Source organism: Brenneria sp. hezel4-2-4 (assembly GCF_013155275.1).
In the GTDB taxonomy this organism is placed as follows: Bacteria; Pseudomonadota; Gammaproteobacteria; order Enterobacterales; family Enterobacteriaceae; genus Brenneria.
This window is the reverse complement of record NZ_JABJXS010000004.1, coordinates 75,288-100,283: the sequence shown is the minus strand read 5'-3', so window position 1 is coordinate 100,283 and position 24,996 is coordinate 75,288. Positions and strand designations below refer to the sequence as shown.

The 24,996-nt window shown below is 51.6% G+C and carries 24 protein-coding genes and 1 tRNA gene; 17 read left to right on the top strand and 8 right to left on the bottom strand.

Annotated elements, in window-relative coordinates; all coding sequences use genetic code 11:
• Window positions 1-160: 160 nt before the first annotated feature.
• A complete protein-coding gene (locus tag HOY33_RS10160; protein ID WP_172290113.1) occupies window positions 161-1,288 on the top strand; it encodes a YopT-type cysteine protease domain-containing protein in 1,128 nt (375 codons plus the stop codon).
• Between the two features lie 110 nt (window positions 1,289-1,398).
• Here the strand turns inward: HOY33_RS10160 and HOY33_RS10155 are convergent, their stop codons facing one another.
• Window positions 1,399-2,007, bottom strand: a complete 609-nt coding sequence (locus HOY33_RS10155; RefSeq protein ID WP_172290112.1) for an HD family hydrolase — start codon at window positions 2,005-2,007, stop codon at window positions 1,399-1,401.
• A 305-nt stretch (window positions 2,008-2,312) separates the two neighbouring features.
• Between HOY33_RS10155 and HOY33_RS10150 the strand changes: the two genes are divergently transcribed.
• Complete coding sequence (locus HOY33_RS10150) at window positions 2,313-2,960, top strand: hemolysin III family protein (RefSeq protein ID WP_172290111.1); 648 nt, start codon at window positions 2,313-2,315, stop codon at window positions 2,958-2,960.
• Between the two features lie 45 nt (window positions 2,961-3,005).
• Here HOY33_RS10150 and ygfZ read toward each other — a convergent pair whose 3' ends face one another.
• Window positions 3,006-3,992 (bottom strand): tRNA-modifying protein YgfZ, encoded by a 987-nt coding sequence (ygfZ, locus tag HOY33_RS10145; protein WP_172290110.1) that lies wholly within the window; start codon window positions 3,990-3,992, stop codon window positions 3,006-3,008.
• Window positions 3,993-4,198: 206 nt separating this feature from the next.
• Between ygfZ and sdhE the strand changes: the two genes are divergently transcribed.
• From sdhE to rlmF, 3 genes are all read left to right on the top strand, one after another.
• Window positions 4,199-4,465 (top strand): FAD assembly factor SdhE, encoded by a 267-nt coding sequence (gene sdhE / locus HOY33_RS10140; RefSeq protein WP_172290109.1) that lies wholly within the window; start codon window positions 4,199-4,201, stop codon window positions 4,463-4,465.
• The gene (locus HOY33_RS10135) at window positions 4,446-4,850 is read left to right on the top strand and encodes a protein YgfX (protein ID WP_172290108.1); all 405 of its coding nucleotides are present in this window, start codon (window positions 4,446-4,448) and stop codon (window positions 4,848-4,850) included. The genes sdhE and HOY33_RS10135 overlap by 20 nt, the downstream gene beginning before the upstream one ends.
• Before the next feature lie 65 nt (window positions 4,851-4,915).
• Window positions 4,916-5,872: a 23S rRNA (adenine(1618)-N(6))-methyltransferase RlmF gene (rlmF, locus tag HOY33_RS10130; protein ID WP_172290107.1), complete on the top strand. Its 957-nt coding sequence runs from the start codon at window positions 4,916-4,918 to the stop codon at window positions 5,870-5,872.
• A gap of 6 nt (window positions 5,873-5,878) precedes the next feature.
• Here rlmF and fldB read toward each other — a convergent pair whose 3' ends face one another.
• The gene (gene fldB, locus HOY33_RS10125; RefSeq protein ID WP_172290106.1) at window positions 5,879-6,397 is read right to left on the bottom strand and encodes a flavodoxin FldB; all 519 of its coding nucleotides are present in this window, start codon (window positions 6,395-6,397) and stop codon (window positions 5,879-5,881) included.
• A gap of 124 nt (window positions 6,398-6,521) precedes the next feature.
• Complete coding sequence (locus tag HOY33_RS10120) at window positions 6,522-7,847, bottom strand: MFS transporter (RefSeq protein WP_172290105.1); 1,326 nt, start codon at window positions 7,845-7,847, stop codon at window positions 6,522-6,524.
• Window positions 7,848-8,190: 343 nt separating this feature from the next.
• Between HOY33_RS10120 and xerD the strand changes: the two genes are divergently transcribed.
• From xerD to chaB, 7 genes are all read left to right on the top strand, one after another.
• Window positions 8,191-9,090 carry a site-specific tyrosine recombinase XerD gene (gene xerD / locus HOY33_RS10115; RefSeq protein ID WP_172290104.1) on the top strand — a complete coding sequence of 300 codons (900 nt, stop codon included), beginning with the start codon at window positions 8,191-8,193 and terminating at the stop codon, window positions 9,088-9,090.
• A 68-nt stretch (window positions 9,091-9,158) separates the two neighbouring features.
• Entirely contained in the window at window positions 9,159-9,878 is a 720-nt protein-coding gene (gene dsbC, locus HOY33_RS10110; RefSeq protein WP_172290103.1) for a bifunctional protein-disulfide isomerase/oxidoreductase DsbC, read from the top strand.
• Between the two features lie 6 nt (window positions 9,879-9,884).
• Window positions 9,885-11,630 carry a single-stranded-DNA-specific exonuclease RecJ gene (recJ, locus tag HOY33_RS10105; RefSeq protein ID WP_172290102.1) on the top strand — a complete coding sequence of 582 codons (1,746 nt, stop codon included), beginning with the start codon at window positions 9,885-9,887 and terminating at the stop codon, window positions 11,628-11,630.
• A gap of 188 nt (window positions 11,631-11,818) precedes the next feature.
• Window positions 11,819-12,917, top strand: a protein-coding gene (gene prfB, locus HOY33_RS10100; protein ID WP_172290101.1) for a peptide chain release factor 2 whose coding sequence is annotated in 2 segments (ribosomal slippage) — window positions 11,819-11,893 and window positions 11,895-12,917 — 1,098 coding nt in all. Because the reading frame shifts where the segments join, the coding sequence is not laid out codon by codon here.
• Between the two features lie 8 nt (window positions 12,918-12,925).
• Window positions 12,926-14,443: a lysine--tRNA ligase gene (gene lysS, locus HOY33_RS10095; RefSeq protein WP_172290100.1), complete on the top strand. Its 1,518-nt coding sequence runs from the start codon at window positions 12,926-12,928 to the stop codon at window positions 14,441-14,443.
• Between the two features lie 184 nt (window positions 14,444-14,627).
• Window positions 14,628-14,701: transfer RNA gene (locus HOY33_RS10090), tRNA-Gly, on the top strand.
• A gap of 404 nt (window positions 14,702-15,105) precedes the next feature.
• On the top strand, window positions 15,106-15,336 hold the full coding sequence (gene chaB / locus HOY33_RS10085; protein WP_172290099.1) for a putative cation transport regulator ChaB: 231 nt from the start codon (window positions 15,106-15,108) through the stop codon (window positions 15,334-15,336).
• A gap of 99 nt (window positions 15,337-15,435) precedes the next feature.
• Here chaB and HOY33_RS10080 read toward each other — a convergent pair whose 3' ends face one another.
• Window positions 15,436-16,140: a DUF421 domain-containing protein gene (locus HOY33_RS10080; protein WP_172290098.1), complete on the bottom strand. Its 705-nt coding sequence runs from the start codon at window positions 16,138-16,140 to the stop codon at window positions 15,436-15,438.
• Between the two features lie 424 nt (window positions 16,141-16,564).
• Here HOY33_RS10080 and HOY33_RS10075 point away from each other — a divergent pair, with 424 nt between their 5' ends.
• On the top strand, window positions 16,565-18,751 hold the full coding sequence (locus tag HOY33_RS10075) for a TonB-dependent siderophore receptor (RefSeq protein ID WP_172290097.1): 2,187 nt from the start codon (window positions 16,565-16,567) through the stop codon (window positions 18,749-18,751).
• Between the two features lie 83 nt (window positions 18,752-18,834).
• Here the strand turns inward: HOY33_RS10075 and yghX are convergent, their stop codons facing one another.
• Window positions 18,835-19,722, bottom strand: coding sequence for a YghX family hydrolase (gene yghX, locus HOY33_RS10070; RefSeq protein ID WP_172290096.1), 888 nt, complete (start codon window positions 19,720-19,722; stop codon window positions 18,835-18,837).
• Between the two features lie 336 nt (window positions 19,723-20,058).
• Between yghX and cbpA the strand changes: the two genes are divergently transcribed.
• Together cbpA and HOY33_RS10060 are read left to right on the top strand one after the other, a co-directional pair.
• The gene (gene cbpA / locus HOY33_RS10065; RefSeq protein WP_172290095.1) at window positions 20,059-21,003 is read left to right on the top strand and encodes a curved DNA-binding protein; all 945 of its coding nucleotides are present in this window, start codon (window positions 20,059-20,061) and stop codon (window positions 21,001-21,003) included.
• Window positions 21,004-21,008: 5 nt separating this feature from the next.
• Complete coding sequence (locus tag HOY33_RS10060; RefSeq protein ID WP_172290094.1) at window positions 21,009-21,311, top strand: chaperone modulator CbpM; 303 nt, start codon at window positions 21,009-21,011, stop codon at window positions 21,309-21,311.
• Between the two features lie 288 nt (window positions 21,312-21,599).
• On the opposite strand, the gene HOY33_RS10055 is transcribed toward HOY33_RS10060, so the two are convergent.
• Together HOY33_RS10055 and HOY33_RS10050 are read right to left on the bottom strand one after the other, a co-directional pair.
• Window positions 21,600-22,301: an EAL domain-containing protein gene (locus HOY33_RS10055; RefSeq protein WP_253906954.1), complete on the bottom strand. Its 702-nt coding sequence runs from the start codon at window positions 22,299-22,301 to the stop codon at window positions 21,600-21,602.
• 438 nt (window positions 22,302-22,739) lie between these two features.
• On the bottom strand, window positions 22,740-22,970 hold the full coding sequence (locus HOY33_RS10050; protein WP_172290093.1) for a hypothetical protein: 231 nt from the start codon (window positions 22,968-22,970) through the stop codon (window positions 22,740-22,742).
• 451 nt (window positions 22,971-23,421) lie between these two features.
• Between HOY33_RS10050 and cspA the strand changes: the two genes are divergently transcribed.
• Both cspA and lpxP read left to right on the top strand, forming a co-directional pair.
• Window positions 23,422-23,640, top strand: coding sequence for an RNA chaperone/antiterminator CspA (gene cspA / locus HOY33_RS10045; RefSeq protein WP_172290092.1), 219 nt, complete (start codon window positions 23,422-23,424; stop codon window positions 23,638-23,640).
• A gap of 381 nt (window positions 23,641-24,021) precedes the next feature.
• The gene (lpxP, locus tag HOY33_RS10040; protein WP_172290091.1) at window positions 24,022-24,975 is read left to right on the top strand and encodes a kdo(2)-lipid IV(A) palmitoleoyltransferase; all 954 of its coding nucleotides are present in this window, start codon (window positions 24,022-24,024) and stop codon (window positions 24,973-24,975) included.
• The last annotated feature ends 21 nt before the right edge of the window (window positions 24,976-24,996 follow it).

Below are 24,996 nucleotides of genomic sequence, written 5' to 3'. Positions count from 1 at the left end.
GAACCGTATAAGGGTTTTAGACCACTTAACTCATGGTCTGGGTCTGATCGCTGAGCTTTATCCTGAAAACGCCATGATGTGATTGGTCCGCGGATTTTTCATCGCATCCTGAATATGACGCGAGCGTCAGCGCCTGCCTCGTCGCTGATAGGTCGTATGAATGATCGCGTTTATCTTTCGCATTAATAAACAGGGAGCGTATAGCGTGAATGGAATAAGGAATCGACAAGCGCCTGACTTTTCCACCTACGTCCAGAGTGTGAGTAAAGCGCCGGAGAAAAAAGAGATTGGGATAAGAACATTGGACGAAGCGCGAACGTATGTTGCCGCACAGCGGTTTACGGATAAAACCCATGCGCAAAAATATCTGGAAAAATTAGACGTAGCGAGCGATCTAAAAATAGAGAAACAGGCTCTCAGCCTTTTGAAATCGGCAATCCAGAATGAAATTAAAACGCTACCTGAGAGATCGGAGAAGGCCGAGGCCCTGGTTAAACAACGATTTACCATTAAGCCGAATAATCGTCTTTCTCCCGAACAGTTTGCCGTAACGCAGAACGACATGCAGGGGAAGGGTAAGCGCGCGCCGATTCTGCCGATGACGCTCGGTACTTTCGCTGTAATACGCGGCTTATGTTCATCACAGCCCCGGGTCGATGAACATAATAGCTATTCTTTTGGGGGGAGCGCGGCTTGGTCATCTTACCGAGCGGCGGCTTTTGACCAGAGCGAAGCGCTGGATCGTGTAGAAGATGGGCATCCCGGCGCTTGCGTTATCTATAGCGCGCAGTGGTTAAAACAGATTGCCGCTCATCCCTCAAATGATGCGTCTTCACGGATGGATTTTCTTGATAACGCCACCCCTGATGTGATTGCGCAGCAACAGGATTATGCGGATAGAGTCCATGCCGCCAATCAAAGTTCCTACGCCGTTGAGGATCCGTTTTTTCAAACGATTAGAGCCATAGGCATCAATCCCGGCTCTGGCGATAACCGTGTAATTGATATAACAGAAGATGAAGAAAGCGCAATGAGCGAGCTTGCCGAAGCGCTGAGTCGCCAAGGCAGTTCAAATTTTATTTGGTTGGATCGGCCAGACGACTGTTCCGCCAGCAAGCATGTGGTCGCTACGCATGCGCATGGTAATAGGATCGCATTGTTTGATCCTAATATCGGCGAATTCAGGGTCAGAAGATCTGAAATACCCACCGTGATGCGGGCTATTATTGGCGATAACTCGATGAATTTTCCTATTCCCGACGTTACGGTGGTTCCCGTTCACCCCTAGATTACTGCCGTTCGGCCATTTCTCCAGCGCGTCCGACAAGATTGCGTGAGCGCTGGGGACGGATAACGGATACGGCCGAAGTCAGTACGGATGTGTTAGCAGCCTAGGTACTAAAGCAGCCAGCCTTTGTCCTGCGCGGCTTCCAGATGTTGTTTCAGATGTTGCCACAGCTCGGGATGAACGCCGGCGATAAACTCGGTGCGGCCTAATACCTGATCCAGCCGAATGCCGTTTTCCACCCAGCTTTGACCCTGATTGTGTAAATTCATCAGCACCGGCATGATGCGGTCGATCATCAGAGCAAAGCGGGCATTGGCGGTTTCGCCCGCTTCATATTCCAGCCACAGATCGTGAAATTTCTGCCGTTGCGGTTCGGGTAACAAACCGAAAATACGCGCCGCGGCGGCCACTTCTTGGACGTGCACCGCCAGTCGGGCGGAGAGATCGTAAACCATCACGTCGCCGGCATCGATCTCGACGATATCGTGAACCAGCGCCATTTGAATCACGCGATTAATATCGACCTCTTTTCCGGCATAGGGCGCCAGGCTCATGGCGGCGACGGCAAAATGCCAGCTATGCTCGGCGGAGTCCTCATGGCGCGGGCTGCCAATAATTTTTGAGCGGCGCTGTACGCTTTTCAACTTGTCGATTTCCATCAGAAAATCGACCACCTCAGTCAATGAACCGAAATCCAGAACAGGTGAAGCAAACGACATCAGAACAACCTCTTGGTAGTGAAAAGCCAGCCATCATCAAAGCCTGATAACCGGTAAAGAAGGATGGCATCGCGAAAACGTGCGTACAGCGTACATCGAAGCCGATAATTGTAGGGGAAGCGATCGGAAATTTATACGCTTGATTACGCTAAAAATTGCGTAGGAGGGTAATAATAATTATTTTAGCTTACACGTGTACACTGAAACTATTCTCAGTTAATCTGCTCAAAGGTTATACCAATGCGTTCGTTAACCGTCGGCTTATTGCGCTTCGATAGCCTGCGCTACTGCTCATTAAGGTAAACATGTCAAAGAATTTGTGGGAATCAGGGTATTCACTGGCGGAGGAAATCGCCAACAGCATCAGTCATGGAATCGGCCTGGTTTTCGGTATTGTCGGTCTGGTTCTGCTGTTGGTGCAGGCGGTGAACAATGGCGCGGATAGCGTCGCCATCACCAGCTATAGCCTGTACGGCGGAAGCATTATTCTGTTGTTTCTGGCTTCAACGTTGTATCACGCCATTCCTTCGCCGCGCGCCAAACCCTGGCTGAAGAAGTTTGATCACTGTGCGATTTACGTGCTGATTGCCGGTACTTATACGCCTTTCCTGCTGGTGGGGCTTGATTCGCCGCTGGCCCGCGGGCTGATGGTGGTGATCTGGAGTATGGCGCTGGCGGGGGTGATCTTTAAACTGGCGTTCGCGCACCGTTTTGAAGTGCTGTCGCTGATTACCTATCTGGCGATGGGCTGGCTGTCGTTAGTGGTGATTTATCAGCTGGTTATGACGCTGTCCATCGGCGGCGTGACGCTGCTGGCGATAGGCGGCGTCATTTATACGTTGGGGGTGATTTTTTATGCCAGCCAGCGCATTCCCTACAACCACGCCATCTGGCACGGTTTTGTGCTGGGCGGCAGCGTTTGCCATTTTTTGGCAATTTACCTGTACGTGTAGCGCGGAAATAGCGATGCCTGCGGCAGCAGGCATCCGAGGCTACGTTCAGTCGGTTATTGCGTAAGGCAGGGGTTGGATCGCCAGTTGACTGTCGGCGTCATCCCGCACGCGTAACAGGCTGTCGGCGTCCAGATCGTTGTTCAGCACCGCCTGTACCCATACGCTTTCATCCTGTAAGCGGCAGGCCGCCAGTACGCTGCCGGTGCGCCGCCAGTTTTCTCCCAGTTGTAATTCAAGATCTTCTCCCGCTTCGGGAACCCGGCTTGCCTGGCCGGCCAGCCAGTAAAGCGCGCGTTTATTGGCCCCCCGGTATTTGGCCCGGGCAACCATTTCCTGTCCGGCATAACAGCCTTTACTGAAGCTAATCCCGTTTAATGCCTGTAAATTAGCCGCTTGCGGGATGAACTGCGCACTGTTTGCGCTGTCAATGATCGGCAGACCGGATTCAATATCCAAAGCCAGCCATTGGCGGCTATCATTTAACCCGGTTTTGTCCGCCAGCCGTTCCAGCAGCGCAGCGCTCTGCTCTGCGTTCAGCACCAGCAGGAAACGCTCCGCCGGATGAGAAAAATGCAGCAGGGTGGCGCCTTGATATTGAACCACCGGATGCTCGGCGTCCGGCAGGATATCGAAAATCGGGCCCAGCAGTTCACGGATTTGCGCGCCGGCGGCGCCCAGCAGAATGACATCGTCGTCTGCGGCAATCGTGGTTTTAGAAAAAACGGCGTATTTTTTCAGCTCGTTGAGTTGGGTGTCGCGCAGGTTGCGCCGTTCGATAAAGGCGAAACCTTCCCCACGCTGGAATAAACGCAGATCGCTCCACATTTTCCCTTTGGCGTCACAGTGGGCACAGAGTATATGCTGGTCGGCCGGTAGCGCGGCCACATCGGCGGTGACCTGCCCCTGAAGGTACTTGACGGTGTCGGGGCCGCTTAATGTGACCAATGCCCAGTCGTCAAGCGAGATCAGGGTCGCGGGTAAATGAGCCGAGGCAAACGGGGGTAGTGAAGTAAAAGACGGTTGATTAGCCATAGTACAATCCTGCGCGCGATACGATAAGCGAATGGCCTAATGGTAAAAGAGCGGCCGGGGTTTGCAAGGGGTTATTGTGCGGTCAGGTCTGCGATGCGGCGCGCAATGCGACGCTAAAATATGTCAAAGTGTTACTATTTGTTGAATACCTGTTGCTGAAATCAGGTTACACTGATAGTCAGCATCGATAACAAGGTGGTATAAGCATGGAAATCGATAACAAATCACGGATTCATTGGGCATGTCGACGCGGTATGCGAGAGTTGGATATTTCTATCATGCCTTTTTTTGAGCATGACTATGATGCATTAAGCGATGATGACAAGCGAACATTCGTCCGCCTGTTGCAGTGTGACGATCCGGATCTGTTTAACTGGCTGATGAATCACGGTGAACCGCAAGATCAGGATCTGAAACGTATGATCTCCCTTATCCAGACGCGAAACAAAGACCGTGGCCCAGTGGCAATGTGACCTTCGCGTTTCCTGGCGCATGCAGCTTTTCTCGTTGGTTGTGCACGGACTGCTGGTTTTACTGATACTGCTGGCTCCCTGGCCGGACAGCTATACCGTGCTGTGGCTGGGGCTGGTCACGCTGGTGGTGTTCGGTTTTATCCGCAGCCAGCGCAATATCAAATCCCGCCAGGGGGAAATTTCATTACTCGGCGACACGCTCCTGCGTTGGCAGCGGCGGGAATGGCTGATTATCAAACGTCCGTGGATGTTGAAGCATGGCATTTTGCTGTCGCTGAAATCGACGGAGGGTAAAGGGCGGCAGCGCCTGTGGCTGGCGTCGGACAGCATGGACGAAGAAGAGTGGCGGCACCTGCGCCAGTTGCTGTTGCAGCATAAAAAATAACGGCAGTGATTTACCTCGATTAGCGCAGCAGGTATCTTACGCGGCATTGAATAAGAGAGAAGCCGATGACAACGCCCGCTGATAAACATGCCGTGCAAAAAAATGTGCTGCACCCGCGTAACCGCCACCGCGGTCGATATGACTTTCCCGCGCTAAAACAAATCCACCCGGCGCTGATCCCCTTTGTGAAGGTGAATGCCTACGGCGACGAATCGGTTGATTTTTCCGATCCGCAGGCCGTTAAGGTGCTCAATCAGGCGCTATTGCACCATTTCTATCAGATTGAACACTGGATTATTCCCGATGGTTTTCTCTGCCCGCCGGTGCCCGGCCGGGCGGATTACGTTCACCATCTGGCCGATCTGCTGGCGGAAGACAATCAATCCGTGGTGCCGCGTGAGGCGTCGGTGCTGGATGTCGGTTGCGGCGCCAACTGTATTTATCCGCTGATTGGTTATCGGGAATATGGCTGGCGTTTTACCGGTAGCGAAATTAATCCGCAGGCGATGCAGGCCGCCAATGCCACCATTGAAGCGAATCCCGGCCTGAATCGGGCTATTCGGTTACGTCGTCAGAAAAACAGCAAAGCGATTCTTGCCGGTATCATTCATAAGAACGAAATCTTTGACGCAGTGCTGTGTAACCCGCCGTTCCACGCTTCCGCCGCCGATGCGCGGCAAGGATCGCAGCGCAAACTGCATAATCTTGGTCTGGATAAAAACTCGCCGCTCAACTTCGGCGGTCAACAGGATGAGTTGTGGTGCGACGGCGGGGAAACCGCGTTTATCAGTCAGATGATCGGCGAGAGCGCCAGCTTTGCCCGCCAGTGCCTGTGGTTCACCTCGCTGGTATCGCGCAAAGAAAACCTGCCCGACCTTTATCGTGCGCTGGAAAGCGCCGGGGCAGAGAAAGTCAGAACCATCAATATGGCGCAGGGGCAGAAACAGAGCCGCTTCGTGGCCTGGAGTTTTTTTGATACGCCTGCGCGCGCAAGATGGTGGCTACAGAAGCAGAAGCGGTGATGGCGTTTACAGCAGCGGTTCCATTTCCAGCAGAATCTGCTCGCACCATTGCGCGATTCGCTCGTCGCTGAGATCGTACTGATTGACTTCATCCAGCGCCAGCCCGACAAACTGCTTGCCATCGGCGGTCAGCGGTTTCGGGCTGGTGAAGTCATAACCTGCCACCGGCCAATAGCCGATAAACTTCACCCCCAGCGGCAGTAACTGGTCGTGCAACATCCCTAACGCATCAAGAAACCACTCGCCGTACCCTAACTGGTCGCCCATACCATACAACGCCACGATCTTGCCGCTCAGCCTGAGGGTGGGTAACTGTGGCCAGATAGCCTCCCAATCTTCCTGAAGTTCGCCAAAATCCCAGGTCGGAATGCCGAGGATCAGCATGTCGTACTCTTCCATACGTTGCGGATCGACATCTTTAACGTTATGCAGATCCACCAGATCTTCACCCAGCGTGTCGCGGATTTTTTCTGCTGCCATTTCGGTATAGCAGGTGCTTGAGCCGTAAAACAGACCGATTTTCATAGGCGGTAGGGAAGTCGTTCCTGGTCGAAGTAAATGAGGGAGTCAGAAGCGGGTATTCTAAAATGATGGGCGGAGGAAAGAAAGACGCAGTGAAGGCCGTCGCCTTCACTGCCGTCAGATCGATTTAGCCAAGCGATTGATGGCGGGTTTCTTTGCTCAACAGCAAGGCGATCAGCGTCAGCGACGCCATGGCCGCCAGATAAATCCCCACATAGAACAGGCCGTAAGTCACCGTCAGCCAGGTGGCGATATAGGGAGCGATGGAGGCGCCGAGAATGGACGACACGTTATAGGAGAACGATGCCCCGGTATAACGCACTTCCGTTGGGAACAACTCCGGCAGCAGCGCGCCCATCGGGCCGAACGTCAACCCCATCATGCCCATGCCGCAGATCAGGAAAGCCATCACCATGGCCTGATTGCCGGAACCCAGCATTGACGGGAACAGCATGGCGAACACCAGCATCAGGCAGGTAACGGTAATCATGGTTTTACGCCGTCCGAAGATGTCGGCCAGATACCCCGACAAAGGGATGATGACGGCGAAGGCAATGACGGCGATCATCAGCATCCACAGGAAGGTGTTGCGCGAGAATCCCAGCCCTCTTGGCGACGGCGTGGTGCCGTAGGTCATGGAGTAAACGGTCATGATGTAGAACAGCGTGTAGGTCGCCAGCATGATGAAAGTGCCAAGAATGGTGGCTTTCATATGTTTACTGAACAGCGTTCCAATGGGGATCCGCACTTGCTTGCCCGCTTTGGCGACTTTGGCGAAGACCGGCGTTTCGTGCAGGGAGACGCGCACGTACAGACCGATTAACACCAGCACGGCGGAGAAAATGAACGGCACGCGCCAGCCCCACTGCATGAATTGCTCGTCGGTCAATAGCCAGGAGAGCAGCAGGAAGGTGCCGTTGGCGAAGAAGAAGCCGATCGGGGCGCCAAGCTGAGGGAATGAACCGTACAATGCCCGCTTGTGGGCCGGCGCGTTTTCGGTCGCCAGCAGCGCCGCGCCGCCCCATTCGCCGCCCAGACCCAGGCCCTGTCCGAAACGCGCCAGCGCCAGCAGGATGGGAGCAAGGATGCCAATGGTTTCATAGCTGGGCAGCAGACCGATCAGTACGGTTGAAATACCCATGGTCAGCAACGACGCCACCAGCGTAACCTTACGGCCCGCGCGGTCGCCGAAATGACCGAATAGCGCTGAGCCAATCGGCCGGGCGATAAAGGCAATCGCAAACGTCGCCAGAGACTGTAGCGTGGCCGCCGCCGGATCGCCCTGCGGAAAGAAGATATGGGGAAACACCAGCACGGCGGCGGTGGCGTAGATATAGAAATCAAAAAATTCAATAGCTGTACCCACCAGAGAGGCGATAACAACTTTACTTCTGGAGTTTACCGGCGAAGCATCGGCCTCTGCGTCGATAGTGGGGGTGATGGTGGCTTGCATGGTGATTCATCTTTTTTAACAACACGAACGCTTATTCTATGCATGGAAAAAAGTGCTTTTCAACGGGGATTTCGCAGGGGTATCGTCCGGAGAAAAGCCGCGTCTGGAGCCTATTCCGACATATACGGCATGTGTAAGATATAATCTCAGCACATGATGTTTTTACCGGAGAATGTTATGACGATGTGAGATATCACGGGATATGTGAGATCCGTCAATCTTTGCGATTATCTCTTTCGTGTTCGAGTCGAAAGTCTGTTGGCCGCCTTTATATCACGATGATTAGCCCCTTAACGGATTGCTCAGGCATAATGGAGGCCGATGAGTTAGAGAGGATACTGCGATGCACGCGCAGGATCAGACATTTATTGAACAATTTCTTGATGCGCTGTGGCTGGAGCGCAATCTGGCGGAAAATACGCTGGCCTCTTACCGTTTGGATCTCCGGTCGCTGGCTGAGTGGCTGGCGCACCACGATAACGATTTGCTGCGGGCGCAGGCGATTGATCTGCAATCGTTTCTGGCTGAACGCATCGAAGGCGGGTATAAAGCGACCAGCTCGGCGCGTTTACTGAGCGCCATGCGTCGGCTGTTCCAGTACCTTTACCGGGAAAAAATCCGCAGCGACGATCCCAGCGCCGTGTTGTCATCCCCGAAGCTGCCGCAGCGGTTGCCGAAAGATTTGAGCGAGGCCCAGGTCGAAGCGCTGCTCAGCGCCCCCAGCGTTGATCAACCGCTGGAATTGCGCGATAAGGCCATGCTTGAGGTATTGTATGCCACCGGGCTGCGAGTCTCGGAACTGGTGGGGCTGACCATCGGCGATGTCAGCCTGCGTCAGGGCGTGGTGCGGGTCATCGGCAAGGGGAATAAAGAACGGCTGGTGCCGTTGGGTGAAGAGGCGGTGTACTGGATTGAACAGTATCTGGAATATGGACGGCCGTGGTTGCTCAACGGGCGGACGCTGGATGTGATGTTTCCCAGTAACCGCGCGCGGCAGATGACGCGTCAGACGTTCTGGCATCGTATCAAGCACTATGCGATTCTGGCCTCCATCGATAGCGCAAAACTTTCGCCGCATGTGCTGCGTCATGCGTTTGCCACCCATTTGCTGAACCACGGCGCGGACTTACGGGTGGTACAGATGTTGCTGGGGCACAGCGATCTTTCAACGACGCAGATTTATACCCATGTTGCGACGGAGCGTCTGAAACAGCTCCATCAGCGGCATCATCCGCGAGCGTGATGGCTGTTGCCGGATTGTCGGTTATCAGCGTATCGCTTCGGCGTAGTTACCGAAACAGGATTGATGAAATGAAAAAAGGGTTACGACTACTTTCTCTATTATTGGCGGCAACGGCTGCCGGGTTTGCTCACGCCGACGATTCGGCGATCAAACAGACCATGACCCGCCTGGGGATGCCGGATGCGCAGATCCAGAACGCGCCGGTTTTGGGTATGAAAACCGTGCTGACCGACAGCGGCGTGTTTTATATCAGCGAGGATGGCAAGCATCTTATTCAGGGGCCGTTGTACGACGTGAGCGGCAACGCGCCGCTGAACGTGACCAGTCAGATTTTAAAAGCAAAAATGGATGCGTTGCAGGATCAGATGATCGTCTATAAAGCGGCGCAGGAAAAACATGTGATAACCGTGTTTACCGACATCACCTGCGGCTACTGCCACAAACTGCATGAGCAGATGAAAGAGTACAACGCGCTGGGCATTACCGTGCGCTATCTGGCTTTCCCGCGTCAAGGGCCAAATTCTCAGGCGGAGAAAGATATGCAGTCCATCTGGTGTGTGGCTAATCGCAACAAGGCGTTCGATGACGCGCTGAAAGGCGAAGAGATTTCCCCGGCGACCTGCAAGACCAATATCGCCGCGCACTATCAGCTCGGCGTTCAGTTTGGCGTGCAGGGTACCCCGGCCATTGTGCTGGAAGACGGTATGATCGTGCCCGGTTATCAAGGGCCGCAAGAGATGTTGGCGATGCTGGATGCGCACAAGGCATCGAAGAAAACCGGTGGTTGAGGCTAAGTGGAAATGATTACCCAACTCCGCCGGCGTCCGCTGGCGGAGGACATTGATTTACCCGACACCGTTCCGCCATTGCTGCGCCGCCTGTATGCGCAGCGCGGCGTTAAGGGCGCGCAGGAACTGGAACGTAGCCTGAGCGGCTTGCACAATTACCGTTTGTTAAGCGGAATTGAGCAAGCGGTCGATCTTCTGCAACGGGCACTGGCGGAGAAACGCCGCATGGTGATCGTCGGCGACTTTGACGCCGACGGCGCCACCAGCACCGCGCTCGCCGTGCTGGCGCTGCGCAGTATGGGCGGCGTGAACGTGAAATATCTGGTGCCGAACCGTTTTGAAGATGGCTACGGGCTAAGCCCGGAGGTCGTCGCGCAGGCAGCCGGGTTGGGCGCAGAGATCATTGTCACCGTGGATAACGGGATTTCCTCCCATGCGGGGGTCGAGGAAGCGCATCGACGCGGCATCGCCGTGCTGGTGACCGACCACCATCTGCCGGGGGAAACGCTGCCTGACGCCGATGCGATGATTAACCCCAACCTTCCCGATTGTCTGTTTCCCTCCAAAGCGCTGGCAGGCGTGGGGGTGACGTTTTATCTGATGATGGCGCTGTTTGTGCGCCTGCGTGAGAGCGGCTGGTTTACGCAACAAGGATTGCCAAAGCCGAATCTCACCGAGCTGCTGGATTTGGTGGCGCTGGGCACGGTGGCCGACGTGGTGCCGCTGGATGCCAATAACCGTATTCTGGTCGCGCAAGGGTTGAACCGCATTCGCGCCGGCGAGTGTCGTCCGGGCATTCGGGCGCTGCTGGAAGTGGCGAACCGCGATGCCGGTCAACTGGTGGCCAGTGATTTGGGGTTTGCGCTTGGGCCGCGTCTGAACGCGGCCGGACGGCTTGACGATATGACGGTAGGGGTGGAGTTGTTACTGAGTGACGACATCACTCAGGCGCGCATGCTGGCCAGCGATCTGGACGCGCTGAATCAGGATCGCCGTGAAATCGAGCAAAGCATGCAGGTGGAAGCGCTGCACCTGTGCGAGTCGCTGGAGCGTACTCGCGCCGCGCTGCCTTACGGACTGGCGATATACCACCCGGAATGGCATCAGGGCGTGGTCGGGATTCTGGCGTCGCGCATTAAAGAGCGTTTTCATCGTCCGGTGATTGCCTTTGCGCCCGCCGGCGATGGCATGCTGAAAGGGTCGGGACGTTCCATTGCCGGTCTGCATCTGCGTGATGCGCTGGAACGGCTGGACACGTTGTATCCCGGGATGATGCAGAAATTCGGCGGACATGCCATGGCGGCGGGGCTTTCGCTGCATGAAGATCGGTTCGAGGATTTCCGGCAGCGTTTCGGCGCACTGGTCGGCGAGTGGCTCGATCCTTCTCAACTCGAAGGCGTCGTCTGGTCTGATGGCGAGTTGGCGCTGCCGGAACTGAATCTGTTATCAACGGCGGAGATGCTGCGTTACGCCGGCCCCTGGGGACAAGCGTTTCCTGAACCGACGTTCGATGGCCGATTTCGTATTCTGCAACCCCGTCTGTTAAAAGCGCGCCATTTGAAAGCGATGTTTGAACCGCTTGACGGCAAAGGGCAGGTGCCTTTGTTGGATGGCATCGCGTTTAATGTTGATACGTCCGTATGGCCGGATCCGAGCATTAAAGAAGTGGAAATGGTATATCGGCTGGATATTAACGAGTTTCGCGGTAAACGCTCGGTACAGTTGCTGATTCAGCATCTGTGGCCGCGCTGAGGCGGTGAACGAAATACGGCGGGCGGAAAGGCGATACCCGTCATCTTTCAAGTTGCAGCCCGTGCGCCTGCAACTCGACATCTATTGGGTATATAAACTGAGCATGTTATCCGTTAGAATGTCCGGTTTATGCCCGTAGGGCCATACCATTCCGTTGTCGACGACTTAACGTAAGAATATAAAAAATCATGTTTGAAATTAATCCGGTAAAAAACCGCATTCAGGATCTGTCGGAACGTACCGCCGTTCTTAGGGGGTATCTTTGACTATGATGCCAAGAAAGAACGCCTCGAAGAAGTAAACGCCGAACTCGAACAGCCTGACGTCTGGAATGAACCCGAACGCGCGCAGGCGCTGGGTAAAGAGCGTTCCTCGCTGGAAGCTATCGTCGATACCATCGATCAGATGACCCAGGGGCTGGAAGATGTGGCCGGCTTGCTTGAGCTGGCGGTGGAAGAAGACGACGAAGACACCTTCAATGAAACCAGCGCCGAGCTGGACGCGCTGGAAAATAAATTAAGCCAGTTGGAATTCCGGCGCATGTTCTCCGGCGAATATGACAGCGCAGACTGCTACCTGGATATTCAGGCGGGCTCCGGCGGCACGGAGGCGCAGGACTGGGCCAGCATGCTGGTGCGGATGTATCTGCGCTGGGCGGAAGCCAAAGGCTTCAAAACCGAAATTATTGAAGAGTCCGATGGTGAAGTGGCTGGCACGAAATCCGCCACCATCAAAATCATCGGCGATTATGCCTTTGGCTGGCTGCGTACTGAAACCGGCGTACATCGTCTGGTGCGTAAAAGCCCATTCGACTCCGGCGGCCGCCGACATACCTCGTTCAGTTCCGCTTTCGTTTATCCCGAAGTGGATGACGACATTGATATCGAAATCAACCCCGCCGATCTGCGCATTGACGTTTACCGCGCTTCCGGCGCGGGCGGTCAGCACGTAAACCGTACGGAATCCGCGGTACGTATTACCCATATCCCCACCAATATCGTGACGCAGTGCCAGAACGACCGTTCCCAGCATAAAAACAAAGATCAGGCGATGAAACAGCTGAAAGCCAAGCTGTACGAGTTTGAAATGCAAAAGAAAAATGCTGAGAAACAGGCAATGGAGGATAACAAGTCCGATATCGGCTGGGGCAGCCAGATCCGTTCCTATGTACTGGATGATTCGCGCATTAAAGATTTGCGTACCGGAGTAGAGACGCGTAATACCCAGGCGGTGCTGGATGGCGATCTGGATAAATTTATTGAAGCAAGTTTAAAAGCGGGGCTATAAGGAATCACATGTCTGAATCACAATCACAGGGTGCCGATCAGGCGCAGGATCTTAATAACGAACTGAAAGCGCGGCGTGAAAAATTGGCGGCGCTGCGTGAAAACGGCATTGCGTTTCCGAATGATTTCCGCCGTGACAGCACCTCAGACCTGCTGCACGCCGACTATGACGACAAAGAAAACGAAGAGCTGGAAGCGCTGAACCTTGAAGTGACCGTCGCCGGCCGGATGATGACGCGTCGTATCATGGGGAAAGCCTCCTTTGTGACGTTACAGGATGTGGGCGGACGTATTCAACTGTACGTTTCCCGCGACGATCTGGCGGCGGGCGTTTATAACGAACAGTTCAAAAAATGGGATTTGGGCGATATCCTCGGCGCGCGCGGCAAACTGTTTAAAACCAAAACCGGCGAGCTTTCCGTTCACTGTACCGAACTGCGTTTGCTGACCAAAGCCCTGCGCCCGCTGCCGGATAAATTCCACGGTCTGGCCGATCAGGAAACCCGCTACCGTCAGCGTTATCTGGATCTGATCGCCAACGATGAATCGCGCAATACTTTCCGTATTCGTTCAAAAGTGATGGCGGCGATCCGCAGCTTTATGGTCGATAATGGCTTTATGGAAGTGGAAACGCCGATGATGCAGGTGATCCCCGGCGGCGCGGCGGCGCGTCCGTTTATCACCCATCATAACGCGCTGGACATCGATATGTACCTGCGCATTGCGCCGGAACTGTATTTGAAGCGTCTGGTGGTCGGCGGCTTTGAACGCGTGTTCGAAATCAACCGCAACTTCCGTAACGAAGGGGTTTCCCCGCGCCATAACCCTGAGTTCACCATGATGGAACTTTATATGGCGTATGCCGATTATAAAGACCTGATTGTACTGACGGAAAACCTGTTCCGCACGCTGACGCAGCAGGTATTAGGTTCCACGACGGTCGAATACGGCGATCAGAGTTTCGATTTTGGGAAACCATTTGAGAAACTGACCATGCGCGAAGCGATCTGCAAATACCGCCCGCAAACCAACGTTGCCGATCTGGACGATTTTGATAAAGCGTCCGACATTGCCCGGTCTTTGGGCATTAAAATCGAGAAAAGCTGGGGACTGGGTCGCATCGTTACCGAGATCTTTGAAGAAACCGCGGAAAGCAGCCTGATCCAACCGACGTTTATTACCGAATACCCGGCAGAAGTGTCGCCGCTGGCGCGCCGTAACGATCAGAACCCGGCAATCACCGATCGTTTCGAATTCTTCATCGGCGGACGTGAAATTGGCAACGGTTTCTCCGAGTTGAACGACGCCGAAGATCAGGCCGAACGCTTTGCCCAGCAGGTCAGCGCCAAAGACGCGGGTGATGATGAAGCCATGTTCTACGACGAAGACTACGTGACCGCGCTGGAGCACGGTATGCCGCCGACCGCCGGTCTGGGGATCGGCATCGACCGGATGGTGATGTTGTTTACCAACAGCCACACTATCCGCGACGTGATCCTGTTCCCGGCGATGCGTCCGCAGAAGTAATACTCCCTGCTGACGAATAGGATGTCGCCAAACGGCGCTTAATCGCGCCGTTTGCGTTTTATAACGCTTTTTTCCCCGCACTTGCCTCGCCAAACGTGTAACCGGTCAAAAGCTAAACAGTTTTGCCGGGTTTTTTGCTTGCCCGGCAACGGGATAGCGCTATAATGCCAAGCGCTGTCCCGTTGCGAGTGTAGTTCAATGGTAGAACGAGAGCTTCCCAAGCTCTATACGAGGGTTCGATTCCCTTCACTCGCTCCAATTACAGTTTCTCAACCTCTGCTAAGTCCATCCATCCTGTCTCTACAAGGCTTAAAGTCGAGTTGCGTTTGCTCAGGGAAAATCGACGTCTAGCAAAATCTGTATAGTTATGTGTATAGGCGTTGGTTATATGCGAAATTCTATACCCATGCCGCTTACAGTGCTTGAGATAGGTCGCGCCGCAAGAGAAGATTAGACGCCCGGCATCGATATAATTGAATGCCCAGTTAAATAGCAGAATTTAAACCGGTAATCCCTCAATTAATAATTTCACAGAGAATCATTATTCCATATTCACTTATCACTCTCTCTTTTGTTTAGGAATAATCTTACATTATTATAATAATTTCCTCTCATACTTTATCTTATTAGTGACATTTAAATTAAAAAAGACGGGGGTGGCGATGCCTTATTCATCGAAAGAACAACTTCCTGATAATGTAAAAAACGTACTGCCTTCCCACGCGCAGGAAATATATAAAGAAGCGTTCAATAGCGCTTGGGATCAATATAAAGATGCTGACGACAGGCGGGGCGATGACAGTAGGGAAGAAACCGCTCATAAGGTGGCATGGAGCGCGGTGAAAAACCAGTATGAAAAAAAAGATGATAACAAGTGGCACAAGAAAAAATAACTCCCTACCATGGTAGCCGATGGCAATAAAAATATTATTGCTCGGTCGACCATTTGTCAGTGTCAGACTCTCGGTAATCTATAAATATTCAAGACCTTATTATTCCATAGGCTGAAACCCTGATTTAACCCATCGCGTTTTCCCACACCGGGGACATTTTTCCTTGTTGCTTCCAGGCTGGTTTTGCGCTTCATGATATTGTGTATGACTACAGTGACAACATGAATAATAACCTTTATCGTCTATTTCCTCTTTAATCGCTAACAGATATAAAGGTAACGTGGTCAAGCCAGGTTTAATGTCCTTTTTTTCATGCTCAAATACGCTGATATTTCCATCTATTTCAAGAAAGGCTAATTTAATCTGTCCAAGCTGTTCAATGCTTTTCTGCCGCAGCTCCATCATCACTTCATCCATTGAGAAACTTTGCTTTTGCAGGCTATGCCATTTCAATACGCCATCCTCAATAATCAAAAGCGGTTTTCCATCAAATTTTTCCTGGAAATAATCACTTTTCTTCAATGCATATGCAAACATCTTGTACAGCAAAATAACCACAACAAACACCACCAGTACTGGAAGCAGGGGCGTATCGTCATATAAAGCCACATCCCCGGCCGCCGATCCCAGAGATAAAACGATCACCAACTCTAACGGCGTCATTTGCTTAATTCCACGCCGGCCGATCAGTTTGATAAAAGTTAAAACGAAAAAGAATGAGATTATCGAGCGTACGGCGACCTCTCCTAAGTAGCTGATGGGGAAATTATTAATAGCCATCCGACTCACATCAAAAACGACCATATATCACTCTTCCGGTAAAGTAGCGTAATAATGAGGGTAGGCTATATATGCGCTTGCGTCGCTCTCTAACGCTCACCGTCTTTATCATTAGGATGGCAGGATAAATATCGCTTGATGACAAGTATGGCAATCATCGTCCATATCCGAGCGGTATCTTTGTCAGGAATGCCTGTCCGCGGTTACCTATAAACCCCATAAAAAATACTGCCTATTCGTTCTTTACGCAAAGACGTTTTTATATAATTAATTGTTTTTAATAAATAAATTAGACATCCCCATTGATGTATTCATCATTACGATCCTCTTTTCACGCCACACATTATGGAGGAAATGTGAGGTTTTTCCCGACATATATACAATGATAATCATTATTATTATCATTAGTCTTTGCTTGCAATTATGTACATAAATGGGGATAAATATAATGAATGTAACAACTAATTACATTAAGCGACCATTGGCCGTACTGCTGGCTGGAATTTTGAGCGGTAACGTCTACGCAGCAGAAGAAACACAAGAAGATGTCATGGTAGTGCAGGCGACGGCGGAGGAAGCGCTGAAACAGCAGCCAGGGGTTTCCATCATTACCGCCGAGGATATTCAGAAATCGCCGCCGGTTAATGACCTGTCGGATCTTATTCGTAAAATGCCCGGCGTTAATCTGACCGGCAACAGCGCCACTGGCGCTCGCGGCAATAATCGCCAGATCGATATCCGCGGCATGGGGCCGGAGAACACGCTGATTCTAATCGACGGCAAACCGGTTTCCTCGCGTAATGCCATCCGCTATAGCCGGACAGGTGAACGTGACACCCGCGGCGATACCAACTGGGTGCCGGTGGAGATGGTCGAGCGGGTCGAAGTATTGCGCGGTCCGGCCGCCGCACGCTATGGTTCCGGCGCGGCGGGCGGTGTGGTGAATATTATTACCAAACGCCCCACCAACGACTGGCATGGCTCATTCACTGTGTATACCAACCAGCCGGAAGATAATAAAGAAGGCGCCACCAACCGGGCTAACTTTAGCCTTAACGGCCCGTTGATCGACGATACGCTGACCATGCGGGTGTATGGCAATATCAATAAGACTGACGCCGACGCCGCCGATATCAATAGTTCCATCGCCGATACCACTGCCGCCGGGCGCGAAGGGGTGCGCAACAGAGATATCAACACGCTGTTGTCGTGGAAGATCAATCCCCAGCAGATCATGGATTTCGAATACGCTTACAGCCGTCAGGGCAATATCTACGCCGGGGATGTTCAGTACAGTAACCATGACTCGCTGCCCGCCGGTCAGACCGATATTGTGGAAAATATGTACGGCCAGGAAACCAACCGGTTGTACCGGCAGACCTACGGCGTAACCCATAACGGCATCTGGGACTGGGGTCAGACGAGAACCGGTTTTTATTATGAAAAAACCAACAATACCCGCTTGGGCGAAGGTTATGCCGGACGAACGGAAGGCGCGCCCAACAGCACCGAATATGACACTAGCAGACTGGACAGCTACCGAGCCAATTTCGAAGCTAACGTTCCGTTCCACTTACTGGCGGATCAGACTGCTACCTTAGGCGCCGAATGGAACCGCGACAAGCTTAACGATCCGGCCGCAACCGGCTATAGCGCCACAGATACGGATATCGGTGGCATATCGGGCAACCCGGATGGGCGCAGCAGCAAAAACAGCGCGACGCTGAGCGCCCTTTATTTCGAGGATAATATCGAAGCTGCGCCGGGCACCAATATCATCCCCGGCCTGCGCCTCGATTATCACAACGAGTTCGGCGCCAACTGGAGTCCGAGCCTGAACGCCTCTCAGGAACTGGGCGACTACTTCACACTAAAAGCGGGGATCGCCAGGGCATTCAAGGCCCCCAACCTGTACCAGTCCAGTGAAGGTTACCTGATGACCAGCAACGGCAATGGTTGCCCGATCGGTACCAACGTCGCTTGCTATCTGATTGGTAATGACAATCTGGATCCGGAAATCAGCGTCAATAAAGAGGTTGGGCTGGAGTTCACCTACGAGGGTTATGACGCCGGGATTACCTGGTTCCGCAACGACTACAAGAACAAAATCATCTCCGGTCTCGACTCTCTGGGCACCACGTCTTCCGGTCGTAATATCTATCAATGGGAAAACGGCGGCAAAGCGGTGGTGGAAGGGCTGGAAGCCAATCTGGTGGTGCCGGTGGTGCCTGATACGCTGAACTGGCGTACCAATGCGACCTATATGATCACTTCCGAGAATAAAGATACCGGTAATCCGCTGTCTGTCATTCCCAAATACACCATCAATACCATACTGGATTGGCAGGTAACCGAACAGTTATCGGCGAATGTGGCCTGGACGATGTATGGACGTCAGAAACCGCGCCAGAATGCGGAAAACCGCACTGAATTCAGCAGCGGCATGTCTAATAAGGAAGTCGCGTCTTATTCCGTTGTGGGACTTGGCGTGAATTACGACATCACGAAAAACGTGCGGGTTAATGCGGGCGTCAACAACCTGTTCGACAAACGCGTCTATCGTGAAAACGACGGGGCATCAACCTATAACGAGCCGGGCCGCGCCTATCATGCCAGCTTGACTTACAACTTCTGATCGCCATGTTTCACTAGCTATACCCGGGGAAACCCGGGTATAGCTGATAGCATCAACGTGCGCACACCCGCCTATGACGGCAATCACGCCAGATAGCGGTTAAACCAGTTGATGGTGCGATCCCAGGCCAGCTCGGCGGCGGCTTTATCGTAGCGCGGCGTCGAATCGTTATGAAAACCGTGATTAACGCCTGGATAAATGTAGGCCTCATAGGTTTTGCCCGCGGCTTTCAGCGCTTCTTCATAGGCGGGCCAACCTTCGTTGATGCGGGTATCCAGTTCTGCGTAGTGGATCAGTAGCGGGGCTTTGATTTTGGGCACGTCCTGCGGATTCGCCTGACGTCCGTAAAAAGGAACGGCTGCCGCCAGTTCGGGAAAAGCGACCGCTGCCGCATTTGACACACCGCCGCCATAGCAGAAACCGGTGATCCCTACCTTACCGGTGGTGTCCGGGTGATGCATCATAAAGTCGATCGCCGCGAAGAAGTCATTCATCAATTTGGTCGGATCGATCTGCTGTTGCAGCTCGCGTCCTTGATCATCATTACCGGGATAGCCGCCCACCGAGCTTAGTCCATCAGGCGCCAGAGCAATGAAACCGGCTTTAGCGACCCGACGAGCCACGTCTTCTATATAGGGATTCAGTCCCCGGTTCTCATGCACCACCACGACCGCCGGAACTTTGCCGGTCGCCGCCGCTGGACGCACAAAATACCCCCGCACCTCGCCATGCCCTGAGGGTGAGGGATAACGGATATATTCGGGAATGATCGCGGGATCGGTGAATTCAACCTGTTGCGCTAGCGCATAATTGGGGCTCAGCATACTGAGCAGCGTCAGGCCGGTCATCCCGCCGATGGCGAATTTTGCCGCCATAGAGACGAATTCACGTTTGGTGATTTTTCCATGCGCATAGTAATCATACAGTTCAAGCAATTCCGGCGAGAAATCTTTTGCAGTCATACGTGCCATAACCGAATCCTCTACACTTGAGTTAATCAGATGTTAGCGGTAGGTAACATGCAGGTGGTGCTGCTAGCAAGATAGCACGGGTTATTTATCTCGACCAGAGAGGGGAGGCCGGCATTGCGCATTGCTCGAATAATTTTACAATGAATTACCTACGCTTTTTCGATAATTTCTCTGCGCCGTTGGCACCGAAAGACCGACTGATCGACTACGTTTTTAAGGGAGGTGGCTGTTTTATTAAAGGTGTATGATCGATATCGGACACTGAAGAGAATAGGTAACCTATCTGACAGATAAATGTTTCTACCGCACAACCCATTGAATTGAGGGTATTATCGCATGGAGTTTAAAGATTACTATGCTGCGTTGGAAGTAGACCCGTCCGCCGATCTGAAAACGATCAAAACGGCCTACCGCAGGCTGGCGCGTAAATATCACCCCGATGTCAGCTCTGAGCAGGATGCAGAAAGCAAGTTTAAAGAGGTCGCCGAAGCGTATGAGGTGCTGAAAGACAGCGAGCGCCGCGCTGAATACGACGAGCTAAGAGTACACCGAAACGATCCCCGCTTTTCCGAACCGCCGCCGAACTATGGTGGCCGCGAGCAGACCTGGCATAGTTCGGAAGGCAGCCCGCACGATTTTTCTGATTTTTTTGAATCCATTTTTGGCCGTCAGGCGGCGGGGCGGCGAGCGTCCGATCATACTTCACCCAGCGGCCGCGGTCAGGATTTCGAGATGGAGGTGCCCCTGTTTTTAGAGGAAACCTTAGCCGAGCAAACCCGACCTATTTCTTATCATCTACCGGTTTATGATGAACTGGGCCGCCAGGTAAAAGAAATCACCAAAACGCTGAATGTGAAAATCCCGGCGGGCGTCGGGGATGGCGAGCGTATTCGTTTAAAAGGACAGGGGAGCGCGGGATTTGGCGGCGGCCCGAACGGTGATTTATTCCTGATTATCCGTATGGCGCCGCATCCGTTGTTTGATATTGATGGCCAAGATCTGCACATCGTGGTGCCATTGGCTCCCTGGGAAGCGGCGTTAGGGGCCAGTATTGAAGTACCGACCTTAACCGGCAAGATTTCCCTGACGATCCCGGCCGGCAGCCAGAGCGGGAAGCGGTTGCGCATTAAGGGGAAAGGGTTGGTCGGTAAGAAAGGGACGGGCGATATGTATGCCATTCTGAAGGTGGTGATGCCCCCGAAACCGGATGAAAAGATCAGTGCCCTGTGGAAACAGTTGGCCGAACAGGCTGCGTTTAATCCTCGGGTTGAATGGGAGTAAATACGATGGCTGAAGAAATGACATTTACTATGGTGGAACTGTGTCAGTCAGTAAATATTTCTCAGGATGAGTTGCTTGAAGTGGTTGGACTGGGTGTTATTGTTCCGTTGGATACCGATAAATCGAGCTGGGTTTTTGATTACCATGCGGTAAGTTGCCTCAGGCGCGCGCAGCGGTTACAGGCAGAGTTGGATTTAGACTGGTCAGGGATTGCAATGACGCTGACATTGCTGGATAAGATTGATGAACTCAAGAGAGAGAATGACCAACTGCACAGGCAGCTCAATCGCTTTTTGATGACGTCATAAAGATCGACCGGGGCTGAAATCATAATTGTTCAGCCCCGGCAGGCAGTCCGTTTTCTTGACAGACGTCAATTGATTATGTCGAAAGAACATTTAAATGTTCGGCTGACCTAATGAAATTGAGATGATTTTATATCAATAGACGTGATAAGGCTTCTGCTTGAATTGGCGAAGGCGCAGGGAAACTTTTTCTTCACATCATTTTGGTTGTGTCAGGCACGTGTTTTTTTAATGCTATCAAGGTGATTTTGGAGCGGGTGAATACCTAATGCCTTGTGACAATGAATATGCTTACGTCGGCAATACCGATAACTTATCGAACAGGTATGTTGGGTATATGTGTCCTTGCATGCCATCTACCCCACACTGTTTTAAATACTCATATTCTGAATAATCCTGTACGCCTTCAACAATAATGCCATTACAGAATTTTTTCATATTTTTAATCAATGCCGGGAAAATATGTTCCTGTCTGCTTTTCATCATCGCCGAATAGAATTTTTTATCTAACTTAATATAGCTGAACATAGATTGGAGCACGGCATAGAGGTTCGCATCCCCTCTGCCTAAATCATCCAGCCAGAGTGGGTGACGCTCATACAGTTTTGCGAGTAGCGGATTATGTATCCCATCATTGAGATTTGGAAATATTTCATTTATTTTCAAATGGATAAATGGTAAGTTGTCCAGCAAGTAACCGGCGTACCGATCCTGTAATAGGAATACCGCCATGACGAAATCAATGTCTACGGTTACCAGCATGTCGTGATCGACAAAGTATGACTGCTTCTGTGAAATACACTCCAGTTGCTCGATAAGCAGGGTTTGTTTTTCTGATGGCGTCATTTTTTGAATGCGTTTTTCGCTGTTTACCCCCTTGTTCTTATACCGGGCAAGCAGTTCCACTGCGAACATTTGGTTCTGACAATTATAGATTGGCTGCGCCACATAGTATCTTCTGTCATCTACGTCTAATATTGAATCTACCATCATCACCGCTCCCTGTTTGCAAAGGTAAACGGTATTATTGATCGATCAGTAAAACTGATCAATATGCCTGTATCAATTGATTAAATTGATTGAAATGATTAATTTGCCGATCGATTAAGCCTGTTTGATAGGCTAAACCGTTTGGAGTGATTAAAAAAGAAATGAGCGGTGAAAGATACAAGGTGTGAATAATTTAAAGAGGATATTATTTATCGATATGCGATTACCAAAACCGAATATTTATATACTGACATACGGATATTTCTGCCGCAACAGTTTACGATTAGGGGACGCGATTCTTCGAAAAATAAATAATTCGCTTGCTAAGTTTACTGTCGTTTAGCGCATTTATCCGGAGCGGTATTTTATGATGGCTCATCAATAGCGTGCATTGAGTCAGGTTATCTTTTTTCAAATAACCATTTTCAAACAACCCTGATGTTACTCTTTGGCGTGAGCGTCCTGATTCTTTTCCAGAATTGAAATGGCGGTCATCATACCTTCTATGTCTTCTCTTTTTCCCATGTCGTTGAGTTGTACATACATCAGATCAAGTAATGTCCGTGTGTTTATCGGCCTGCCTTGCTCACAAACCAATACTACGGCTTGACCGATAATGGCTTCAACACGTGAGCGCTGTGCCGGGTACCAGGTTAGATTATGAATATTCATTGATTATCTCCGGCTTTTTTGGTGCATCATTATATCACCTTTTGCCTTAAGGCAGGGGAAATGATGTTGAAAGAGGCTGGATGAAAAAACAGGCTATTCAGGAATAAAGTTATATTTATCATCCCTATGCGTATTTTTCCTGGTTTTATGCGGGGAGGTAAATGTTTCTGGTCTGGGGCAGAGCCTGTTTTCATTACCGGCGACAGTAATACTTTGGATGCGTTGAAAGAAAAGCTTGCTATAAAAATTCGTTCGTGCGTTAATAGCTTCATCGGCCTGGAATACAGACCCTATTTATGAAAGACATTGTAATTAAGTAGTTCCTAGTTCAAGCGATGTACCCAATCTCTTATCCGACGAATTTCCTTCTTATAAGTGCCCATAAGTAATCACTGTAACAGACCTTACTCCGCCCTATAGTGGCTATCTAAATATATAAAGGAAATTCTCTATGTCTAATAAAATGACTGGATTGGTAAAATGGTTTGACGCTGGTAAAGGTTTTGGTTTCATCACCCCGACTGACGGCAGCAAAGACGTATTCGTTCACTTCTCTGCCATCCAAGGCCAGGGTAACGATTACAAAAGTCTGGACGAAGGCCAGAAGGTAGAATTCAGCGTTGAAAGCGGCCAGAAAGGCCCGTCAGCAGTGAATGTTACCGTAATCTAATGGTCTTCCGCTGATGAATAGCCGACCTGGCATTACAGGTTTCGGTTTCATCGCTGAAAACACCTGATTATGTATTAAGCCCCTCAGAAATTCTGAGGGGCTTAATTATTTCTATAATCACTACTCCTACCCTTATTCTTAATCGAGTATGATATCCAGCGCTGCTGCCGACTGGCCGGTTGGACCCGAGTACTCCCCTGTGACACCTCCCGCCTGGTCTTTCAGCGTCTTTGTTAATCTTACTAATCGTGACGGTTAGATTGAATTTAATACAGTATGGAAACTATTATACGCTAAGTAATGTCACAGTAGATGTAGCGCGACAGGAGGAACGATTTTCTTTTATGCGGTACGCACTTTGACCACTTAAAGATGAGTCTAATGAAGATTAAACAAAAATTTACCCTGGCTTTGCTTCATCCTCGCTACTGGGCCACCTGGTTCGGTCTCGGCATTCTGTTTTTATTGGTGCAACTGCCTTACCCGCTGCTGATGAGAATTGGTAGTAGCGCCGGTCGCTTCTCCCGTCTTTTTCTCAAGCGCAGGGTGTCTATTGCCCGGCGTAATCTTGAACTCTGTTTTCCGGCGATTTCCGTTGCCGAGCGTGAAGCGATGATTATCAGCAATTTCGCCTCGCTGGGAATGGCACTGGTGGAAACCGGTATGGCCTGGTTCTGGTCGGATCGCCGCGTTCGCCATTGGTTTGACGTCTCCGGACTTGAGCATTTACAACATGCCTGCGGTAAAGGTCGCGGGGTGATGGTGATTGGCATCCATTTTATGTCGCTTGAGTTGGGCGGCAGGGCAATGGGGCTGTGTCAGCCGATGATGGCAATGTATCGCCCCCACAACAACAAAGTAATGGAGTTGGTGCAAACCTGGGGGCGTTCCCGTTCCAATAAGGCGATGATCGACAGAAAGGATTTGCGCGGTATGGTGCAGGCTCTGAAGCGCGGCGAGGCCGTGTGGTTTGCGCCGGATCAGGATTACGGCCCGAAAGGCAGCGTTTTTGCGCCGTTCTTCGCCGTAAAGAAGGCCGCCACCACCAGCGGTACGTTTACCATTGGCCGTTTAGCCAAGCCCGCAATGATTACCACGGTGCTAATCCGTAAGCCGGATGCGTCCGGGTATAAGCTGGTGATCCAGCCTGAATTACAGGATTATCCGTATCATGACGAGCAAGAAGCGGCATGTTATATGAATAAAGTGATAGAGACGGAAATCATGCGCGCACCAGAGCAATATCTTTGGCTGCATCGTCGTTTCAAAACTCGTCCGGCCGGGGAAGTTTCGCTGTATACCCGAGTGTTACAGCGTTCTGAACTGAAGCGATAAACGTCGGGCCGAATGGAACAT

Bases quoted from the DNA above. Each gene is read 5' to 3' on its own strand.
- rlmF (WP_172290107.1), top strand. From the start codon at position 4,916: ATGACAACGCCCGCTGATAAACATGCCGTGCAAAAAAATGTGCTGCAC.
- HOY33_RS10060 (WP_172290094.1), top strand. From the start codon at position 21,009: ATGGCTGAAGAAATGACATTTACTATGGTGGAACTGTGTCAGTCAGTA.
- HOY33_RS10050 (WP_172290093.1), bottom strand. From the start codon at position 22,970: ATGAATATTCATAATCTAACCTGGTACCCGGCACAGCGCTCACGTGTT.
- HOY33_RS10150 (WP_172290111.1), top strand. From the start codon at position 2,313: ATGTCAAAGAATTTGTGGGAATCAGGGTATTCACTGGCGGAGGAAATC.
- cbpA (WP_172290095.1), top strand. From the start codon at position 20,059: ATGGAGTTTAAAGATTACTATGCTGCGTTGGAAGTAGACCCGTCCGCC.
- chaB (WP_172290099.1), top strand. From the start codon at position 15,106: ATGCCTTATTCATCGAAAGAACAACTTCCTGATAATGTAAAAAACGTA.
- lysS (WP_172290100.1), top strand. From the start codon at position 12,926: ATGTCTGAATCACAATCACAGGGTGCCGATCAGGCGCAGGATCTTAAT.
- ygfZ (WP_172290110.1), bottom strand. From the start codon at position 3,992: ATGGCTAATCAACCGTCTTTTACTTCACTACCCCCGTTTGCCTCGGCT.
- HOY33_RS10075 (WP_172290097.1), top strand. From the start codon at position 16,565: ATGAATGTAACAACTAATTACATTAAGCGACCATTGGCCGTACTGCTG.
- xerD (WP_172290104.1), top strand. From the start codon at position 8,191: ATGCACGCGCAGGATCAGACATTTATTGAACAATTTCTTGATGCGCTG.
- HOY33_RS10155 (WP_172290112.1), bottom strand. From the start codon at position 2,007: ATGTCGTTTGCTTCACCTGTTCTGGATTTCGGTTCATTGACTGAGGTG.
- yghX (WP_172290096.1), bottom strand. From the start codon at position 19,722: ATGGCACGTATGACTGCAAAAGATTTCTCGCCGGAATTGCTTGAACTG.
- HOY33_RS10080 (WP_172290098.1), bottom strand. From the start codon at position 16,140: ATGGTCGTTTTTGATGTGAGTCGGATGGCTATTAATAATTTCCCCATC.
- cspA (WP_172290092.1), top strand. From the start codon at position 23,422: ATGTCTAATAAAATGACTGGATTGGTAAAATGGTTTGACGCTGGTAAA.
- lpxP (WP_172290091.1), top strand. From the start codon at position 24,022: ATGAAGATTAAACAAAAATTTACCCTGGCTTTGCTTCATCCTCGCTAC.
- sdhE (WP_172290109.1), top strand. From the start codon at position 4,199: ATGGAAATCGATAACAAATCACGGATTCATTGGGCATGTCGACGCGGT.
- HOY33_RS10120 (WP_172290105.1), bottom strand. From the start codon at position 7,847: ATGCAAGCCACCATCACCCCCACTATCGACGCAGAGGCCGATGCTTCG.
- fldB (WP_172290106.1), bottom strand. From the start codon at position 6,397: ATGAAAATCGGTCTGTTTTACGGCTCAAGCACCTGCTATACCGAAATG.
- dsbC (WP_172290103.1), top strand. From the start codon at position 9,159: ATGAAAAAAGGGTTACGACTACTTTCTCTATTATTGGCGGCAACGGCT.
- HOY33_RS10055 (WP_253906954.1), bottom strand. From the start codon at position 22,301: ATGATGGTAGATTCAATATTAGACGTAGATGACAGAAGATACTATGTG.
- HOY33_RS10160 (WP_172290113.1), top strand. From the start codon at position 161: ATGATCGCGTTTATCTTTCGCATTAATAAACAGGGAGCGTATAGCGTG.